The 19,155-nt window shown below is 71.1% G+C and carries 18 protein-coding genes; 13 read left to right on the forward strand and 5 right to left on the reverse strand.

Translation table 11 applies throughout. The features are described 5' to 3' along the window. Positions 1–139 precede the first annotated feature (139 nt). From ACIPTO_RS08405 to ACIPTO_RS08420, 4 genes are all read left to right on the forward strand, one after another. A complete protein-coding gene (locus tag ACIPTO_RS08405; protein ID WP_401190215.1) occupies positions 140–1,486 on the forward strand; it encodes an endo-1,4-beta-xylanase in 1,347 nt (448 codons plus the stop codon). A gap of 176 nt (positions 1,487–1,662) precedes the next feature. Further along, positions 1,663–2,670, forward strand: a complete 1,008-nt coding sequence (locus tag ACIPTO_RS08410) for an LCP family protein (protein ID WP_366317106.1) — start codon at positions 1,663–1,665, stop codon at positions 2,668–2,670. Positions 2,671–2,799: 129 nt separating this feature from the next. Beyond that, a complete protein-coding gene (locus tag ACIPTO_RS08415) occupies positions 2,800–3,156 on the forward strand; it encodes a YciI family protein (protein ID WP_366316481.1) in 357 nt (118 codons plus the stop codon). Between the two features lie 73 nt (positions 3,157–3,229). Then, positions 3,230–4,516, forward strand: coding sequence for an RNA polymerase sigma factor (locus ACIPTO_RS08420; RefSeq protein WP_401190216.1), 1,287 nt, complete (start codon positions 3,230–3,232; stop codon positions 4,514–4,516). A gap of 12 nt (positions 4,517–4,528) precedes the next feature. On the opposite strand, the gene ACIPTO_RS08425 is transcribed toward ACIPTO_RS08420, so the two are convergent. Beyond that, on the reverse strand, positions 4,529–5,710 hold the full coding sequence (locus tag ACIPTO_RS08425; RefSeq protein ID WP_401190217.1) for a methyltransferase domain-containing protein: 1,182 nt from the start codon (positions 5,708–5,710) through the stop codon (positions 4,529–4,531). A 101-nt stretch (positions 5,711–5,811) separates the two neighbouring features. Between ACIPTO_RS08425 and ACIPTO_RS08430 the strand changes: the two genes are divergently transcribed. From ACIPTO_RS08430 to groL, 4 genes are all read left to right on the forward strand, one after another. Further along, complete coding sequence (locus tag ACIPTO_RS08430) at positions 5,812–6,771, forward strand: polysaccharide deacetylase family protein (protein WP_401190218.1); 960 nt, start codon at positions 5,812–5,814, stop codon at positions 6,769–6,771. A gap of 23 nt (positions 6,772–6,794) precedes the next feature. Continuing rightward, positions 6,795–7,460: a hypothetical protein gene (locus ACIPTO_RS08435; protein ID WP_401190219.1), complete on the forward strand. Its 666-nt coding sequence runs from the start codon at positions 6,795–6,797 to the stop codon at positions 7,458–7,460. Between the two features lie 349 nt (positions 7,461–7,809). Next, positions 7,810–8,118, forward strand: coding sequence for a co-chaperone GroES (gene groES / locus ACIPTO_RS08440; protein ID WP_008747517.1), 309 nt, complete (start codon positions 7,810–7,812; stop codon positions 8,116–8,118). A gap of 119 nt (positions 8,119–8,237) precedes the next feature. Then, the gene (gene groL / locus ACIPTO_RS08445; protein WP_366316471.1) at positions 8,238–9,863 is read left to right on the forward strand and encodes a chaperonin GroEL; all 1,626 of its coding nucleotides are present in this window, start codon (positions 8,238–8,240) and stop codon (positions 9,861–9,863) included. 118 nt (positions 9,864–9,981) lie between these two features. Here groL and ACIPTO_RS08450 read toward each other — a convergent pair whose 3' ends face one another. After that, positions 9,982–10,755, reverse strand: a complete 774-nt coding sequence (locus ACIPTO_RS08450) for an SDR family oxidoreductase (RefSeq protein WP_366316469.1) — start codon at positions 10,753–10,755, stop codon at positions 9,982–9,984. A gap of 108 nt (positions 10,756–10,863) precedes the next feature. Further along, a complete protein-coding gene (locus ACIPTO_RS08455) occupies positions 10,864–11,532 on the reverse strand; it encodes an MOSC domain-containing protein (protein ID WP_366316467.1) in 669 nt (222 codons plus the stop codon). 80 nt (positions 11,533–11,612) lie between these two features. On the opposite strand from ACIPTO_RS08455, the gene ACIPTO_RS08460 reads away from it, so the two are divergent. After that, positions 11,613–12,512, forward strand: a complete 900-nt coding sequence (locus ACIPTO_RS08460; protein WP_401190220.1) for a LysR family transcriptional regulator — start codon at positions 11,613–11,615, stop codon at positions 12,510–12,512. A 183-nt stretch (positions 12,513–12,695) separates the two neighbouring features. Here ACIPTO_RS08460 and ACIPTO_RS08465 read toward each other — a convergent pair whose 3' ends face one another. After that, on the reverse strand, positions 12,696–13,022 hold the full coding sequence (locus tag ACIPTO_RS08465) for a WhiB family transcriptional regulator (protein WP_019055584.1): 327 nt from the start codon (positions 13,020–13,022) through the stop codon (positions 12,696–12,698). A gap of 380 nt (positions 13,023–13,402) precedes the next feature. Here ACIPTO_RS08465 and ACIPTO_RS08470 point away from each other — a divergent pair, with 380 nt between their 5' ends. From ACIPTO_RS08470 to ACIPTO_RS08485, 4 genes are all read left to right on the forward strand, one after another. After that, positions 13,403–14,014 (forward strand): response regulator transcription factor, encoded by a 612-nt coding sequence (locus ACIPTO_RS08470; protein ID WP_003948568.1) that lies wholly within the window; start codon positions 13,403–13,405, stop codon positions 14,012–14,014. Positions 14,015–14,280: 266 nt separating this feature from the next. Further along, positions 14,281–14,868: a sigma-70 family RNA polymerase sigma factor gene (locus ACIPTO_RS08475; RefSeq protein ID WP_019055585.1), complete on the forward strand. Its 588-nt coding sequence runs from the start codon at positions 14,281–14,283 to the stop codon at positions 14,866–14,868. Between the two features lie 193 nt (positions 14,869–15,061). Further along, positions 15,062–16,567 (forward strand): IMP dehydrogenase, encoded by a 1,506-nt coding sequence (gene guaB, locus ACIPTO_RS08480; RefSeq protein WP_366316462.1) that lies wholly within the window; start codon positions 15,062–15,064, stop codon positions 16,565–16,567. Between the two features lie 104 nt (positions 16,568–16,671). Further along, the gene (locus ACIPTO_RS08485) at positions 16,672–17,796 is read left to right on the forward strand and encodes a GuaB3 family IMP dehydrogenase-related protein (protein WP_366316460.1); all 1,125 of its coding nucleotides are present in this window, start codon (positions 16,672–16,674) and stop codon (positions 17,794–17,796) included. Between the two features lie 136 nt (positions 17,797–17,932). Here the strand turns inward: ACIPTO_RS08485 and ACIPTO_RS08490 are convergent, their stop codons facing one another. Further along, complete coding sequence (locus ACIPTO_RS08490; RefSeq protein WP_366316458.1) at positions 17,933–19,141, reverse strand: nucleotide sugar dehydrogenase; 1,209 nt, start codon at positions 19,139–19,141, stop codon at positions 17,933–17,935. Positions 19,142–19,155 lie beyond the last annotated feature (14 nt).

Consider the following 19,155-nt stretch of genomic DNA (forward strand, 5'->3'; position numbering starts at 1 on the left):
GCCGGAAGCCGGGCCGGCCGGGACGGGTGCGGCCGTGACCCGCGTGGCCGGAAGGTGACGTATTGACGGGTGGGGTGAGCCGCCCCACACTCCTCCGAAGCCAATCGGTTGCACAACCGAAACTTTCGGAGGCACCCGCATGAGATCTCTGAGAACCGGCTTGTCCCTGGCGGCCCTGTTCACCGGCGCCGTCATGCTCTTCGCGGCCCCCGCCGCACACGCGGCCGACACCCCGCTGCGCGACCTCGCCGCCGCGAACGGCAAAGTCATCGGCACCGCCGTCACCGGCTCCAGACTCACCGGCACCTACGGCGATATCGCAGGCGCCCAGTTCAGCTCGCTCACCCCCGGCAACGCCATGAAGTGGGGGAGCGTGGAGCCGACGCAGGGCAGCTTCAACTGGTCGGAGGCGGACCAGATCGTCGCCTTCGCGCAGGCCCACCACCAGCAGGTGCGCGGCCACACCCTGGTCTGGCACAGCCAGAACCCGGGCTGGCTGACCAACGGCACCTGGACGTCGGCCCAGCTGAGCAGCCTGCTGCAGAACCACATCAGCACCGAAGTCGGCCGCTACAAGGGCGAGATCACCGCCTGGGACGTGGTGAACGAACCCTTCAACGAGGACGGCACCTACCGCCCGACCCTCTGGTACAACGGCCTCGGCGCCGGCTACATCGCGCAGGCGCTGACCTGGGCGCACGCCGCCGACCCGGCCGCCAAGCTGTACATCAACGACTACAACGTCGAGGGCGTCAACGCGAAGTCCACGGCCCTCTACGACCTGGTCAAGTCCCTCAAGGCGGCGGGCGTTCCGATCGACGGCGTCGGCCTCCAGGCCCACCTCGTCCTCGGCCAGGTCCCGGCCACCCTCCAGCAGAACATCCAGCGCTTCGCCGACCTCGGCGTGGACGTGGCCATCACGGAGCTGGACGTACGGATGGCGCTCCCCGCCGACAGCACGAAACTGGCCCAGCAGAAGGCCGACTTCAAGAGCGTCATGGCCGCCTGCGTCGCCGTGACGCGCTGCGTGAACGTCACCGTGTGGGGCTTCACCGACTCCGACTCCTGGGTCGACAGCACCTTCCCCGGCTACGGCGCGGCGACCCCGTACGACGCCGACTACGCGCCGAAACCGGCGTACGACGGGCTCTCGGAGGCGCTCGGCGGCACGACCACCCCGCCGCCGACGAACGGCGCGTGCTCGGCGACGTACAGCGTGACGAGTCAGTGGAACACCGGGTTCACCGGACAGGTGACGATCGCGTGCTCCGGGGCCTCGCTGTCGTCCTGGAAGGCGAGTTGGGCGTACGGCGCGGGCCAGCGGATCACCCAGGCCTGGAACGCGACCTGCACCCAGTCGGGCACGGCGGTGAGTTGCGCGAACGCGAGCTACAACGGGACCGTCCCGGACGGCGGTTCGGTGTCGTTCGGGTTCAACGCGTCCTGGAGCGGGAGCAATCCGGTGCCCGCGGTGACCCTGGGATGAGGGAGGCGGGGGAGTGCGCCAGGGGTGAGGCGGGGCTGAGAACCGTGAGATTCTCCGCAGAAAACCGTACCGGGACGGCTCCCCTAACTTTCTCCTAATAATTCGGACTTACGTTCCTGTCCGTGACGGACAACGAGAACGCCGGGAACGCCGGGAACGCCGAGGACGACAGACGAGTGGGCCGACGGTCGCGCGTCCTGAAGATCGTCGGCCTCACTCTGGCCGGCGCCCTCGTCCTGGGCGCCGGCGCGGCGGGCTGGGCCTACTGGCACCTGAACAACAACATCAAGAGCGTCGACATCGACAGCGCGCTCGGCACCGGCCGCCCCGCGAAGGCGGTGACCACCCCCTCCGCCGCGTCCGCGTCCCCCGTACCGACCGGCTCCCTGAACATCCTGGTCCTCGGCTCCGACTCGCGCAGCGGCAAGGCGAACAAGGCGCTCGGCGGCGGCGACAGCTCCGGCGCCCGCTCCGACACGGCGATGGTCGTCCACCTCGACGCGGGCCGCACGAAGGCCACGATCGTCAGCATCCCGCGCGACACCCTCGTCACCCGGCCGTCCTGCCCGCTGTCGTCCGGCGGCTCGACGGCGGTGGCGTACAACGCGATGTTCAACAGCGCGTACTCGGTGGGCGGTCCGGTCTGCGCGGTCAAGACGGTCGAGTCGATCACCGGCATCCGCATGGACCACTACCTGGAGATCGACTTCGCGGGCTTCGCGAAACTGGTCGACGCGCTCGGCGGGGTCACGGTGACGACCACGCAGGACATAGACGACGACGACAGCCACCTGCACCTCCAGAAGGGCACCCACCACCTCGACGGCAAGCAGGCGCTGGCCCTCGCCCGCACCCGGCACGGCATAGGCGACGGCAGCGACCTCGGCCGCATAGGCCTCCAGCAGATGCTGGTGAAGGCCCTGCTGACCCAGATATCCACCCACGACCTGCTCACCGATCCCGCCAAGCTCTACGAGATCACCGACGCGGTCACCGACAGCCTCACCACCGACACCGGCCTCGACTCCCTGAGCGAACTGATCGGCCTCGGCCAGAGCCTGAAGGGGCTGTCGGCGGACGCGGTGACGACGGTGACGATGCCGAACGTCACGGCCCCGTCCGACCCGAACCGGGTGGTGGCGAAGCAGCCGGCGGCCGACGAGCTGTGGGAATCACTGCGCTGACCTGCGGAAACGCACGGCCGGAAAAAATCCTCGGGGAATTCCGGCGCGTGTGTCGATCCGGGCGGCCGTCGTTCGACGCATGGTTGGAAGGCCGGGAACGACCCGGCCGGAACGACCCGAGGAGTCACCATGCCCCGCTACCTCTCCCTCGTGCAGATCGACGAGAAGACCGCCCCCGCCGAGGGACCGAGCCCCGAGCTGATGCAGCGCATGGGCGAGCTGATCGAGGAGATCACCAAGGCCGGTGTCATGCTCGACACCGCGGGCCTCACCCCGACCGCGCAGGGCGCCCGCGTCCACTGGGAGGGCGGCAGGATCTCCGTGACCGACGGCCCCTTCACCGAGTCCAAGGAGGTCGTCGGCGGCTACGCGCTCATGCAGTGCAAGGACATGGCCGAGGCGATCGAGTGGACGAAGCGGTTCCTGAAGGTCCACGAGGAGTTCTGGACGGTGACCTGCGAGGTACGGGAGATCGCGGAGGGCTGAGCACCCCGCGCGCTCCGTGGCCCTGCCCGGCCTTCCTTGGTCCGAAGCCGCCGGGGGTGTTGCATGGTGGGTTGTGACTCCGGAATCACAGCCCACCGCAGCCCCGCACGGCCACGCCACCGACCCGCACGGCACCATCGAGACCGTCTTCCGCATCGAGTCCCCCCGCGTCATCGCCGCCGTCGCCCGGCTGGTCCGGGACGTCGGCATCGCCGAGGAGCTGGCGCAGGACGCGCTGGTCGCCGCGCTGGAGCAGTGGCCGAGGGACGGTGTGCCCGACAACCCGGGCGCCTGGCTGACGGCCACCGCCAGACACCGCGCCGTCGACCTGATCCGGCGCCGCGAGAACTACGCCCGCAAGCTCCAGGAGATCGGCCGCACCCTGGAGACGACGGCCCCGCCCGAGGAGCCCGCCGCCCCCGACGACATCGACGACGACCTCCTGCGCCTCGTCTTCACCACCTGCCACCCGGTCCTCTCCGCCGAGGCCCGCACCGCCCTCACCCTGCGCCTCCTCGGCGGCCTCACCACCCCCGAGATCGCCCGTGCCTTCCTCGCCCCCGAACCGACGATCGCCCAGCGCATCGTCCGCGCCAAACGCACCCTGGCCACCAGGAACATCGCCTTCGAGGTCCCCTACGGCCCCGACCGCGAGGCCCGCCTCGGCTCCGTCCTGGACGTCATCTACCTCATCTTCAACGAGGGGTACGCGGCGACCGCGGGCGACGACTGGCTCCGCCCGAGCCTCTGCGAGGACGCGCTCCGGCTGGCCCGCCTCGTCGCCGGCCTGATGCCGAAGGAACCCGAAGTGCACGCCCTGGCCGCCCTGCTGGAGTTCCAGGCGTCCCGGTCGGCCGCCCGCACCGGACCCGACGGCGCCCCCGTCCTCCTCAGGGACCAGAACCGCCGCCGCTGGAACCGCCTCCTCATCGCCCGCGGCATCACCGCCCTCGGCCGCGCCGACGCGGTCTCCACCGGCGCCCCCGGCCCCTACGCCCTCCAGGCCGCCATCGCCGCCTGCCACGCCCACGCGTACACCTACGAGGAGACCGACTGGCGGACGATCGCCGTCCTCTACGGCCTCCTCGCGGCCCGAACCCCGTCCCCCGTGGTGGAGTTGAACCGCGCGGTGGCCATCTCGATGGCGGACGGCCCGGCCCCGGCCCTGGCCCTCGTCGACACCCTCGCCGCCGAACCGGCCCTGCGCGAGTACCACTTGCTCCCGAGCGTCCGCGGCGACCTGCTGCTGCGCCTCGGCCGGACGGCGGAGGCGAAGGCCGAGTTCGAACGCGCGGCCTCGCTGGCCCGCAACGAACGCGAACGCCAACTCCTGCTGCGCCGGGCGGCGGAGGCGTCGTAGGGCCGCCGTCCGTCAGGCGGGGCGGCCGATCAGCATGGCCGGTGCCCCCGCGACCCGGGTGAGGAACACGGTCGCCGAGTGGGGCCCCTGAGGCTTCACCTTCCGGCGCAGCTCCTCCGGTTCGACGGCCGACCCCCGCTTCTTCACGGTGAGGACGCCCACCTCCCGCTCCCGCAGCAGCGCCTTCAACTTCTTCACCCCGAAGGGGAGTTGATCGGTGATCTCGTAGGCGGAGGCGTACGCGGTGGGCCGCAGTCCGTCGGCCGTCACGTACGCGATCGTCTCGTCGACGAGCCCGCCCCCGACCTCCTCCGCGACCTCGGCGACCAGGTGGGCGCGGATGACGGCGCCGTCGGGTTCGTACAAGTACCGGCCCACGGGGCGGACTTCGGGGTCGGGCAGACCGCGGCCGTGCAGAACTCGTGGGCCCGGAAGGAGGGTTGCGCGCACGGCGCCCGGACGCACCCCGGCCCCGAACCACAGCACCGCCTCCTTCACGTCACCGCCGTCCGAGATCCACTCCGCCTCGGCCGCCGCCGGGATCGCCTCGTGCGGCACTCCGGGGGCGATCTTCAGCGCGGCGAGCGGGGCGGCCGTAGCGGCGCCGACGGCCCAGGACAGCGGGGGCGAGTACGCCTCGGGGTCGAAGACGCGGCCCCGGCCGCCGCGTCGGGCGGGGTCGACGAACACGGCGTCGTACCCGGAGGTGTCCACGTCCGTGACGTCCGCCTCGCGCACCTCGATGAGGTCGGCCAGGCCCAGGGCCTCGGCGTTGGCGCGGGCGACGGCGACCGTGAGCGGGTCGCGGTCCACGGCCAGGACACGCACCCCCGCCCGGGCCAGCGCGACGGCGTCGCCGCCGATGCCGCAGCAGAGGTCGGCGACGGAGGTCACGCCCAGGTCCCGGAGGCGGCCGGCGCGGTGGGCGGCGACGGTGGTGCGGGTGGACTGTTCGAAGCCGTTCGGGGTGAAGAACATCCGGTCGGCGTCCTCGGGCGTGAACTTCGCCGCCGCCGCGCGCTGCCGCAGCCGGGCCTGGCCGAGGGCCGCCGAGACGAGGTCGGCGGGGTGGTCGCGGCGCAGCCGGGTGGCGACGGCGAGTTCCTTGGCCGGGTCGGTGCCGCGGACCTCGTCGAGGAGGGCGCGGCCCTCGGGGGTGAGCAGGGCGGCGAAGGCGAGTACGGGGTCGTTCACCGGGACATTGTGGGCCAGTCGGTGGACGGTGTGCCTCCGGTGGCGGTGTCCCGGCGGTGTCGTCGCGGGATCGGGGCCGTGGCCTGAAAAGATCCGGCCCCATGCGAGTAGTCGTACAAAATGACATCAATCGGGCGCGTCAGGGTCGGGCGCACGCGCATCCTCGCCGGAGGGCGGGCGCCCGTGGCGCGCTCGCCGCTCTCGCGCTCGCGGCCCTCGTCTCCGGCTGCGGCCGGTCCGGCTCCGGAGCGGCCGTCCACCCGGCCCAGGGCGCACAGCCCCTGCACGCACCCCCCGCCCGCGCGCTGGACTCCTACGCGACGAAGCTGCGCGCCGAGTACGCGGCCCGGGTGGCCGCCGCGAAGCGCTGGGGGCTGGCCAAGGTGCCGCTCGCCGCTCCGCCGGCGCCCGCGCACAAGCCGGAGATCACCGCGCGCAAGGGCTTCGAGGTGGACGACCAGGAGGAGCTGAACCTCCCGCCGGTCTTCACCACGATCCCGACCGACAAGAAGATCGTGTTCCTCACCATCGACGACGGCGAGAACAAGGACCCCGCCTTCCTGCGGATGATGAGCGACCTGAAGATCCCGTACACGGCCTTCCTCAGCAACTACCTGGTGAAGGACGACTACGCCTACTTCCGGAAGATGCAGGCCCAGGGGCACACGGTCAACAACCACACCCTCACGCACCCGTACCTGCCGGGCCTGTCCTACGCCGAGCAGAAGCGCGAGATCTGCGGCATGCAGGACATCATGAAGAAGCAGTTCGGCAAGGCCCCCACCCTGTTCCGGCCGCCGTACGGCAACTACAACCACGACACCCTCGTCGCCGCGAAGTCCTGCGGCATCAAGTACGCCCCGATCTGGGACGAGGAGGTCTTCGTCGACCACTGGGAGTACCGCGAGGACGACAAGTCCCTCCACCCCGGCGACATCGTCCTGACGCACTTCCGGGGCCGCGAGGACTGGAAGGGCACCATGGTCGACGACATGCGCCGCTTCCTCGGCAAGGTCACCGCCGAGGGATACGCGGTGGCCCGCCTGGAGGACTACCTGTGAGACCCGCGACACTACGGACGCCGGTGACCGTCGTGTTGGCGGCCCTCCTCCTCACCGGCTGCGCGCAGTCCGTCGACCCCATCGAACGGCTCGGCAAGAAAGCCGCCCAGCGCGTCCACCAGCACGGCCCGACCCCTGACCAGCCCTACCGCCGCTGGGGCCTGACCGCCCCGCTGGCCCCCGCCCCGCCCCGGCCCGCCGCACCCTCGGCGGGCCCGGGGCTCCCCCCGGTCGTGGACCACGTCCGCACCCGCGACCGCGTCGTCTTCCTCACCTACGACCACGACACCCACACCCGCCGGGACCCGGGGTTCACCACCCTGGTCCGCGAACTCCGCCTCCCCGTCACGGAGTTCCGCACACCCCCGAAACCCGTCCGCTTCACCGGCCTGCCCTACGCCGCCCAGCGCACCGAGATCTGCGGCCACCGCCCCGGCTCCCGCCTGCTGCGGCTCCCCGAGGGCACGTACGACACGACCACCCGCCGCGCCGCCGCCGACTGCGGCATCTCCGCCCTGGTCCTCTGGCGCGCCTCCACGACCACCGGCACCCTCACCTACGCCCGCGGCGACCACCGCCTCACCCGCGGAGACATCGTCCAGATCACCCCGACCGACACGACGGCCCGCCTCCTCCGCGGCATCCAGGAACGCGGCCTGACGGTGGGCCGCCTGGAGGACTATCTGTAGGACGGTCACGTTCGGGGCGCCGGTCGGCATCACTCAGCCCGTCCGGCGTTTGAGGACGAGGCCGTCCAGGCCGAAGAGGCGGGGTCTGGGGGCGCAGCCCCCAGGGACGGAGGCACCAGCCACAGGCCGGCCGCACAGCCCAGGACGACATCGAAATTCCGCTCAAGCGCCGCGGGCATTGGCACTCCGCTTGACCGAGTGCTAATCGCAGTCATAGTCTCAGGCCTGGCACTCCCCACTGGAGAGTGCCAACAGCGACGGGCAGGTCCGGCACCCGCGACGACGGATCCACCTGGTCGCCACCTCAGACAGTTAACCCCGTGAGATCTCCGAAGGGGGAGGTCGGATCGTGACGACCGCCAGCTCCAAGGTTGCCATCAAGCCGCTCGAGGACCGCATTGTGGTCCAGCCGCTCGACGCCGAGCAGACCACGGCCTCTGGCCTGGTCATCCCGGACACCGCGAAGGAGAAGCCCCAGGAGGGCGTCGTCCTCGCCGTGGGCCCGGGTCGCTTCGAGAACGGCGAGCGCCTGCCGCTCGACGTGAAGACCGGCGACATCGTGCTGTACAGCAAGTACGGCGGCACCGAGGTGAAGTACAGCGGCGAGGAGTACCTCGTCCTCTCGGCTCGCGACGTGCTCGCGATCATCGAGAAGTAATTCACCACCAGCACATTCTGCTTTTGAGCTGCGCCCCTGGCCCCCGCGACCTTATGAAGCCGGGCGTCAGGGGCGCAGTTCGTTTCACCCACGTTTTCCGAGAGGGCTGAACCGCTCCCATGGCGAAGATCCTGAAGTTCGACGAGGACGCCCGTCGCGCCCTCGAGCGCGGCGTCAACAAGCTTGCCGACACGGTCAAGGTGACGATCGGCCCCAAGGGCCGCAACGTCGTCATCGACAAGAAGTTCGGCGCCCCCACCATCACCAACGACGGCGTCACCATCGCCCGCGAGGTCGAGATCGAGGACCCGTACGAGAACCTCGGTGCCCAGCTGGTGAAGGAGGTGGCGACCAAGACCAACGACATCGCGGGTGACGGCACCACCACCGCCACCGTGCTCGCCCAGGCGCTCGTGCGCGAGGGCCTGCGCAACGTCGCCGCGGGTGCCTCCCCGGCCGCCCTGAAGAAGGGCATCGACGCCGCCGTCAAGGCCGTCTCCGACGAGCTGCTCTCCACCGCGCGCCCGATCGACGACAAGGCCGACATCGCGGCCGTCGCCGGTCTGTCCGCGCAGGACAGCCAGGTCGGCGAGCTCATCGCCGAGGCGATGGACAAGGTCGGCAAGGACGGTGTCATCACCGTCGAGGAGTCCAACACCTTCGGTCTGGAGCTGGACTTCACCGAGGGCATGGCCTTCGACAAGGGGTACCTGTCGCCGTACTTCGTGACGGACCAGGAGCGCATGGAAGCGGTCCTCGAGGACCCGTACATCCTCATCCACCAGGGCAAGATCAGCTCCATCCAGGACCTGCTGCCGCTGCTGGAGAAGGTCATCCAGGCCAACGCCTCCAAGCCGCTGCTGATCATCGCCGAGGACGTCGAGGGCGAGGCTCTGTCGACCCTGGTCGTGAACAAGATCCGCGGCACGTTCAACGCGGTCGCGGTCAAGGCCCCCGGCTTCGGCGACCGCCGCAAGGCGATGCTCGGCGACCTCGCCACCCTCACCGGCGGTCAGGTCATCGCCGAGGAGGTCGGCCTCAAGCTCGACCAGGTCGGCCTGGACGTGCTGGGCTCCGCCCGTCGCGTGACCGTCACCAAGGACGACACGACCGTCGTCGACGGTGCCGGTGACGCCTCCGAGGTCGCGGGCCGCGTCAACCAGATCAAGGCCGAGATCGAGAACACGGACTCCGACTGGGACCGCGAGAAGCTCCAGGAGCGCCTCGCGAAGCTGGCCGGCGGTGTGTGCGTGATCAAGGTCGGCGCCGCCACCGAGGTGGAGCTGAAGGAGAAGAAGCACCGTCTGGAGGACGCCATCTCCGCGACCCGCGCCGCGGTCGAGGAGGGCATCGTCTCCGGTGGTGGCTCCGCCCTGGTGCACGCCGCCAAGGTCCTGGACGGCAACCTCGACAAGACCGGCGACGAGGCCACGGGTGTCGCGGTCGTGCGGCGCGCGGTCGTCGAGCCGCTGCGCTGGATCGCCGAGAACGCGGGCCTCGAGGGCTACGTCATCACCTCCAAGGTCGCCGAGCTGAAGCCGGGTCAGGGCTTCAACGCCGCGACCGGCGAGTACGGCGACCTGGTCAAGGCCGGCGTCATCGACCCGGTCAAGGTCACCCGCTCCGCCCTGGAGAACGCCGCCTCCATCGCCTCCCTCCTCCTCACGACCGAGACCCTGGTCGTCGAGAAGAAGGAAGAGGAGGAGCCCGCCGCCGCCGGTCACGGCCACGGCCACTCCCACTGACACCGGTCGGTGAACCCGTAGCACGTACGGCGAAGGCCCGGCGCCCCTCTGGGGGAGCCGGGCCTTCGCGCTGCCGTCTCGCTCGTCACCGGGGCCGCCGACCTCAGGGCGGCGGCCGTCACTGCGGCCCGTACTTCCGCCCGGTCTTCGACGTGATCCCGCCCAGCACCGCCTGCGGGGTGACCTTCACCAGGCCCATCAGCGCCTTGTAGCGCGGGTCCGGGATCGACAGCGACTTGCCGCGCGCCAGATCCGCGAGCGCCGCCGCGACCAGCTTGTCCGCGTCCAGCCACATCCAGTTCGGGATGTTGTCCGTGCCCATTCCGGCCCGCTCATGGAACTCGGTCCGCACGAAACCGGGCGCCAGCGCCATCAGCCGTACGCCGGTACCCGCCAGGTCCTTGGCCGCGCCCTGGGTGAACTGCACGACCCACGCCTTCGACGCGCCGTACGTCCCGCGCGGCACGAAGGCCGCCACCGACGCCACGTTGACCACCCCGCCGCGCCCGCGTTCCCGCATCGCCCCGGTCGCCGCGCTGGTCAGCCGCAGCACCGCCTCGCAGTGCACCTTGAGCATCTTCAGCTCGTCGGCCATCGGTACGTCGAGATAGCGGCCCTTGTTGCCGAAGCCCGCGTTGTTGACCAGCAGGTCGACGGGGTTCTTGCGGTCGGCGAGGCGGGCGGCGACCGCCTCGATGCCCTCGTCGGTGGAGAGGTCGGCGGTGAGCACCTCCGCCTCGATGCCGTGCCGGTCGTGCAGTTCGGTCGCCTGCTCCCCGAGCCGGGCGGTGTTCCGCGCCACCAGCACGAGGTTGTGTCCGTCCGCCGCGAGCCGCCGCGCGAAGGCGGCACCGATCCCCGCGGTCGATCCCGTAATCAATGCCGTTGTCATGGCGCAAGATTAGTGACACCGGGCGACCCGGTCCGATCTCTGCACAGGCCCTCCCGATCCGTGACGAACACGTGTCGAACAGTGCGTCGAACGCGCCGTGACGGCAGGTCAGGCGGGCTGCTCCGCGACGTACTTCCGCGCCTGCGCCAACGCCTCCGGATGCAGTGCCTCGCCCGCCGGGAGCAGTCGCGGCAACAGTTCGCGCTCGGTTGTCACGGCCCGGAACTGCAGGGCCACCGTCACCTCGTGCCCGGGCCGGTGCACGATCTCGATCGCGTCGCCCGCGCGGATCTCACCGGGTTCGATCACCCGCAGATAGGCCCCCGGGGCACCCTTCAAGGTGAACCGTTTCACCCATCCCCGTTCGCCCAGATGGTCCTGGAACGTACGGCACGGGATCCGCCCGGAGGTGACCTCCAGGATCACCTCGGGGCCGATCCGCCAGCGTTCGCCGATCCGCGCGCCGGACACGTCGAGACCCAGGGTCGTCAGGTTCTCCCCGAAGGAACCGCTGGCCAGCGGGCGCCCCAGCTCCCGCGCCCAGTCGTCGAGATCCTCCCGCGCGACCGCGTACACCGCCTGGTCGTCGCCCCCGTGGTGGCGCCGGTGGCAGACCGCGTCCCCGGCCAGCCCGCTCCCGGCGACGCCCTTGGGGCCGGGCGCGCTCACCCGCACCGGCCCGTCGGTCGGCCGCTTGTCGATGCCGGTCACGCCGTCCGGCTGGTCCGTGTACGGCACGGCCGTGGCCCGGCCCAGGTTCAGCGAGAGAAGCTTCATGACCGCACGGTAGACGAGAGCGCCCCAAAGGTGCGGCGCATTATTCGGCGCCGTGGCAAACAAGCGCTTATGCTCGGCGCGTGATCGAGGCCCGACATCTCCGTGTGCTGCGTGCCGTCGCCGCCACCGGCTCCTTCTCTGCGGCCGGGCGCGAACTGGGCTGCACCCAGCCCGCCGTCAGCCAGCAGATGAAGGCCCTGGAGACCTCGGTCGGCACCCCGCTGCTGGTCCGCACCGGCCGCGAGATGCGGTTGACCCAGGCGGGCGAGGCCCTGGTCCGGCACGCGGCCGGCATCCTCTCCGGGCTCACCGCCGCCGAGGAGGAGGTCGCCGCCATCGCGGGCCTGCGGGCCGGCCGGGTCCGCCTGGTCTCCTTCCCCAGCGGCAGCTCGACGCTCGTCCCCACCGCCCTGGCCGCCCTGCGCGCCGCCCACCCCGGCACCCGCGTCTCCCTGGAGGAGGCCGAGCCGCCGAACTCCGTCGAGCTGCTCCGGGAGGGCGACTGCGACATCGCGCTCGCCTTCCGCTACGAGGCGGCGGCGGGCGCGGAGGACTGGTCCGACCTGGTGGTACGCCCCCTGCTCGGCGACCGCCTGGTCGCCCTGGTCCCGGAGAGGCACCGCCTCGCGCGCGCGGAGTCGGTGTCGATCGGCGAACTGGCCCGCGAACCCTGGATCGCCGGCTGCCCGCGCTGCCGGGGCCAGCTGGTCGAGGTGTGCGAGAAGGCCGGATTCACCCCGCGCATCGACTTCGCGACCGACGACTATCCGGCCGTCGTCGGCCTGGTGAGCGCGGGCCTGGGCGTCGCCGTCCTGCCCCAGCTCGCCATCGAGTCCGTACGGCCCCGGGGCGCACGGACGGTGACGCTGGAACCGGCGGTACGGCGGGAGATCGTCGCGCTGACCCTGCCCGACCTGGCGCGGGTCCCGGCGGTGGCGGCGACGCTGGACCGGCTGGAGCGCGCGGCCCGCGAGAAGTAGCCCTGCGAGATGCAGGCCCTGCGCGCAGTGGCCGCGAGAAAAATAGTGGGGCACGCGTGCGCGTGCCCCTGGCGGGAGCTTGGCGTGCCCTGTGTGAGCTTGGCGTGCCCTGGTGGGGCCTGGCGGGCCCTGGTGCGGAGCTTGGTGTCCCCCTGGTGGAGCGCTAGTTGGAGAAACGTTCCTTCAGTTGTTCGAAGCCATGTCCCCGGCGGCCGATGCCGACACCAGCCGGTTGCGGGCACGCCCCATGAGCTCTTCGCGCTCGTCCTCGGTCAGTCCGCCCCAGACGCCGTACGGTTCGCGCACCGCCAGGGCGTGCGCCGCGCACTGTGCGCGGACCGGGCACCTCATGCAGACCTCTTTGGCCGAGTTCTCACGAGCGCTTCGTGCCGCACCGCGCTCGCCCTCGGGATGAAAGAAGAGCGAGCTGTCGACCCCTCGGCAGGCAGCCAGGAGCTGCCAGTCCCACAGGTCCGCGTTCGGTCCGGGAAGGCGGGAGAAATCTGCCATTGCGTGACCCCTTGTAGCCGTTATGGGCGGATACGGTGTCCACGACCGTACAACTACGATCTAAGGAGATGAAAATATGACTCATTGCGAATCTAGCCTCAGACACCAGCAAAAGGGAAGAAATAGGGCTGAATGGGGCACCGGTTGTGATGAAAGCTTGAGGGTCGGCCCCGCATGCCTCCACCGTGTCCGCACCCTCACGTAGAGTGCCGAAGATGGCACACGGCCCCGTAACTCTTTCGAGTGACCGTCGTTGAGAGTGCGAGGCGGTTGAAAACACAAGTGCTCGGGCAGGCGTCCGAGACGGTCGACCGCACAGGTGACGATTTCGTACCAGCCTGGAGGCTCAAGGTGACGCGCATCAGTTGCGGAGGGCGGCCATGACATCCGTCCTCGTCTGTGACGACTCCCCGCTTGCCCGAGAGGCGCTCCGCCGCGCGGTCGCGACCGTGCCCGGCGTCGAGCGCGTGACGACGGCGGCCAACGGCGAGGAAGTCCTCCGCCGCTGGGGCGCCGACCGCTCGGACCTCATCCTGATGGACGTACGCATGCCCGGACTCGGCGGTGTCGAGACCGTGCGCCGACTGCTGTCCGCCGACCCGGGCGCACGGATCATCATGCTCACCGTCGCCGAGGACCTGGACGGCGTGGCCCTCGCGGTCGCGGCCGGCGCCCGCGGCTATCTGCACAAGGACGCCTCGCGCGCCGAACTGCGGGCCACGGTCACCCAGGCGCTCGCCGACCCGACCTGGCGGCTGGCCCCGCGCCGGCTGCGCTCGGCCGAGATGGGTGCCGCGCCGACGCTCACCGCGCGTGAGATCCAGGTCCTGGAGGGCATGAGCCACGGCCGCTCGAACGCGGAGATCGGCCGCGAGCTCTTCCTCTCCGAGGACACGGTCAAGACGCACGCGCGCCGGCTCTTCAAGAAACTCGGCGCCTCGGACCGGGCACACGCCGTGGCGCTCGGTTTCCGGTGGGGTCTGGTCCGTTAGGACCAGGTCAGTGGGTCGTAGCGGGGGTACGAGTATCCCCGCCCGCCGCAGGGTGGGCGGGGACGGTGACGGGGCCCGCCGGGCGCCCGCTGCTCGTTTCGCCGCGGATGCCGCATCCTTGAGGTGTGGAGTTCCTCGGGGACGAGTCGGTCGAGCGGGAGGGGAGGGCGCAGGAGATGAGTTCCGGCGCACCTGCTCATAACGCTTCGGTGCACAACAACGGGCGCGGTGCCACGGACCCTTCGGCCGCAAGGCACCATGGACCGATGCGTGACGATGAGGCGGCCAGTGCCCCAGGGGCGATTGGTGGGCTCGTCCTTCGCGCGGTCGACGGAGACGAGCAGGCCACCCACGATCTGCTCGCCCACGTCCATCCACTGGCCCTGCGGTACTGCCGCACCCGGCTGTCCCGACTCCCGGGCGACGCACGGCACTTCGTGGAGGACCTGGCGCAGGAGGTCTGCGTCGCCGTCCTCCTCGCCCTGCCGCGCTACAAGGACACCGGCCGCCCCTTCGAGGCCTTCGTCTTCGCCATCGCCGCCCACAAGGTCGCCGACCTCCAGCGCGCCGCGATGCGCCACCCCGGGTCCACGGCCGTGCCCTCGGACGAGATGCCGGAGCGCCCGGACGACTCCCTCGGTCCCGAGGAGCGCGCCCTGCTCAGCAGTGACGCCGAATGGGCCAAGAAACTCCTCGCCAACCTCCCGGAGAACCAGCGCGAGCTGCTCCTGCTCCGCATCGCCGTCGGCCTCACCGCCGAGGAGACCGGCCAGATGTTGGGAATGTCACCCGGCGCGGTCCGGGTCGCCCAGCACCGCGCGCTGAGCCGGCTGCGGGCCCTGGCCGAGCAGTAACTCCCGTACGGGCACCGCCCTTGGCGGCGGGAGCCGCGCGCCGGGTCGCCTTCGGTGAACAGCGGGCCGACGGCGTACGTACGAACATACGAAGCCCGGAGCGGGCCGTAGCCGTGGAATCGTGGAATTTGGTGACCGCGCTTCCCGTTAGCATGGACATCCGCACCGATCAAGGCCATTTGGGGAAGGTGTCATGACTGCCAACGTCGACGGAGTGCCCGCCAAATTCGCGACACTAGGGCTGACCTACGACGACGTGCTGCTGCTGCCGGGCGCGTCCGACGTGCTCCCGAACGCGGTCGACACCTCGTCCCGCATCTCGCGCAACGTCCGCGTGAACATCCCGCTGCTGTCCGCGGCGATGGACAAGGTGACCGAGTCCCGGATGGCGATCGCGATGGCCCGCCAAGGCGGTGTCGGCGTCCTGCACCGCAACCTGTCCGTCGAGGACCAGGTCAACCAGGTCGACCTCGTGAAGCGCTCCGAGTCCGGCATGGTCACCGACCCGATCACCGTCCACCCGGACGCCACGCTCGCCGAGGCCGACGCCCTGTGCGCCAAGTTCCGCATCAGCGGCGTCCCGGTGACCGACGGCAACGGCAAGCTGCTCGGCATCGTCACCAACCGCGACATGGCCTTCGAGACCGACCGCTCCCAGCAGGTGCGCGAGGTCATGACCCCGATGCCCCTGGTCACCGGCAACGTCGGCATCTCCGGCGCCGACGCCATGCAGCTGCTGCGCCGCCACAAGATCGAGAAGCTTCCCCTGGTCGACGAGGCGGGCGTCCTCAAGGGCCTCATCACGGTCAAGGACTTCGTCAAGGCCGAGCAGTACCCGAACGCGGCCAAGGACGCCGAGGGCCGCCTCATCGTCGGTGCCGCCGTCGGCGCCAGCCCCGAGGCGCTGGAGCGCGCCCAGGCCCTCGCCGAGGCCGGTGTGGACTTCCTGGTCGTCGACACCTCGCACGGCCACAACAGCAACGCCCTCAACTGGATGGCGAAGATCAAGTCGAGCGTCGGCGTCGACGTGATCGGCGGCAACGTCGCCACCCGCGACGGCGCCCAGGCCCTGGTCGACGCCGGTGTCGACGGCATCAAGGTCGGCGTCGGCCCCGGCTCGATCTGCACGACCCGGGTCGTCGCCGGCATCGGCGTCCCGCAGGTCACCGCGATCTACGAAGCGTCCCTCGCCGCCCGCGCGGCCGGCGTCCCGCTCATCGGCGACGGCGGCCTGCAGTACTCCGGCGACATCGGCAAGGCGCTCGCCGCCGGCGCCGACACGGTGATGCTCGGCAGCCTCCTCGCGGGCTGCGAGGAGTCCCCGGGCGAGCTGCAGTTCATCAACGGCAAGCAGTTCAAGTCGTACCGCGGCATGGGCTCGCTCGGCGCGATGCAGTCCCGCGGCCAGGCCCGGTCGTACTCCAAGGACCGCTACTTCCAGGCCGAGGTCGCCTCCGACGACAAGCTCGTGCCCGAGGGCATCGAGGGCCAGGTGCCCTACCGCGGCCCGCTGGCCAACGTGCTGCACCAGCTCGTCGGCGGCCTGCGCCAGACCATGGGCTACGTCGGCGCGGCCACCATCGAGGAGATGGAGACCAAGGGCCGCTTCGTCCGCATCACGTCCGCGGGCCTCAAGGAGAGCCACCCGCACGACATCCAGATGACGGTCGAGGCACCGAACTACAGCCGCAGCAAGTAGTCGGCAGGCTTCCTCAAGGGCGGCCCCGGGGACACCGGGGCCGCCCTTGTCGTGTCCGTCGGCGATACTGGAAGACGCTGAAACGCAGAGGAAAGGCCACAGACGTGACTGAGATCGAGATCGGGCGCGGCAAGCGCGGCCGCCGGGCGTACGCCTTCGACGACATCGCCGTCGTCCCCAGCCGCCGTACGCGGGACCCGAAGGAGGTCTCGATCGCCTGGCAGATCGACGCCTACCGCTTCGAGCTGCCCTTCCTGGCCGCCCCCATGGACTCGGTCGTCTCCCCGGCCACCGCGATCCGCATCGGTGAGCTCGGCGGCCTCGGCGTGCTCAACCTCGAAGGCCTCTGGACGCGGTACGAGGACCCGCAGCCGCTGCTCGACGAGATCACCGGCCTCGACGTGGACGCCGCGACCCGCCGCCTCCAGGAGATCTACGCGGCTCCCATCAAGGAGGAGCTGATCGGGCAGCGCATCAAGGAGGTGCGCGACTCGGGCGTGGTCACCGCCGCCGCGCTCTCCCCGCAGCGCACGGCCCAGTTCTCCAAGGCCGTCGTCGACGCGGGCGTGGACATCTTCGTCATCCGCGGTACGACGGTCTCCGCGGAGCACGTGTCGGGCTCGCACGAGCCGCTGAACCTGAAGCAGTTCATCTACGAGCTGGACGTCCCGGTCATCGTCGGCGGCTGCGCCACGTACACCGCGGCCCTGCACCTCATGCGCACCGGCGCGGCCGGCGTCCTCGTCGGCTTCGGCGGCGGCGCGGCGCACACCACGCGCAACGTGCTGGGCATCCAGGTCCCGATGGCCACCGCCGTCGCCGACGTGGCCGCCGCCCGCCGCGACTACATGGACGAGTCCGGCGGCCGGTACGTGCACGTCATCGCCGACGGCGGCGTCGGCTGGTCCGGCGACCTCCCCAAGGCCATCGCCTGCGGCGCGGACGCGGTGATGATGGGCTCCCCGCTCGCCCGCGCCACGGACGCGCCCGGCAAGGGCCACCACTGGGGCATGGAAGCGGTCAACGAGGAGCTGCCCCGCGGCAAGAAGGTCGACCTCGGCACGGTCGGCACGGTCGAGGAGATCCTCACCGGCCCGTCCCACATCCCCGACGGCTCGATGAACATCTTCGGGGCGCTGCGCCGCGCGATGGCGACGACCGGCTACAGCGAGCTGAAGGAGTTCCAGCGCGTCGAGGTCACGGTGGCGGACTCGCAGCACAAGCGGTAGGCGGCAGTCGCTTCTACGACGCTTCGAAGGGCCCGGACCTGGGTGGTCCGGGCCCTTTCGCATGCCAAGCGGGCTGAGTGGGGCGTGTGTTGGGACGGAGGGGCCTCAAGCGCCCCCCGCACCACCCGCGCGCCGGTCAGAGCCGATGCGCCGCCCCCGTGGGCGTGGCCCCCCGCGTGTCCAGCAGCAGCTGGGCCTTCACGGACAGGCCCTGGAGGTCGTACGTGCGGTGCTGCTGGAGCAGGATCGTCAGGTCCGCGTCGGCCGCCGCCTCGTAGAGGGAGTCCGCGCGCGGGACCGGGCGGTCGAGGACGCTCCAGGACGGGATGTGCGGGTCGTGGTAGCTGACGGAGGCGCCGAGCTCCATCAGGCGGACCGCGATCTCCTGGGCGGGGGTGCCCTGCTGGTCGGCGAGGTCGGCCTTGTAGGTGACGCCGAGGAGCAGGACGCGGGCCCCGCGCGCGGACTTGCCGTGCTCGTTGAGGAGCGTGGCGGCCCGCTGGATGACGTAGCGGGGCATCTGGTGGTTGACCTGCTGGGCGAGTTCGACCATGCGCAGGGGGCGCGCGCCGTGGCCGGTGAGGTCCTGGGGGACCGCGTGGCCGCCGACGCCGGGGCCGGGGCGGAAGGCCTGGTAGCCGAACGGCTTGGTCTCCGCGCAGCGGATGACGTCCCACAGGTCGACGCCCAAGTCGTGGCACAGGACGGCCATTTCGTTGACGAGGGCGATGTTGACGTGCCGGAAGTTGGTCTCCAGGAGCTGCACGGTCTCCGCTTCGCGCAGGCCACGCGCGCGTACCACCTTGTCGGTGAGGCGCCCGTAGAAGGCGGCGGCCGACTCGGTGCAGGCCGGGGTGAGGCCGCCGATCACCTTCGGGGTGTTGGCCGGGGTGAAGTCGCGGTTGCCGGGGTCGATGCGGCTGGGGGAGTAGGCGAGGTGGAAGTCGCGTCCCGCGCGCAGGCCCGAGCCCTGTTCGAGGAGGGGGCGCAGGAAGGTCTCCGTGGTGCCCGGGTGCACCGCCGACTCCAGGATCACCGTGGTGTGCGGGCGCAGGTGGGCGGCGAGGGCGCGGGCGGCCGTCTCCACCTGGCCGAGGTCGAGGCCGCCGTCGGCGTCCCGGGGGGTCGGGGCGCAGATCACGGCGGTGCGGACGCGGCCGAGCTCGGCGGGGTTGGTGGCCGGCCGGAAGCCCCCCGAGAGCATCCGGCGCAGTTCTGCGGGGCTGAGGGAGCCGGCCTCGGGACCGGTCTTGAAGCCGACCGTGGCGATGCCGGCGGCGACAGCGGCCTGGGCCAGGGGCAGGCCGAGAGGACCGAGGCCGACGACGGCGAGATCTGCGGGCATGGCGTGGGCCGTCC

The sequence above is a fragment of the Streptomyces sp. NPDC090083 genome (genome assembly GCF_044747445.1).
Taxonomy (GTDB): domain Bacteria; phylum Actinomycetota; class Actinomycetes; order Streptomycetales; family Streptomycetaceae; genus Streptomyces.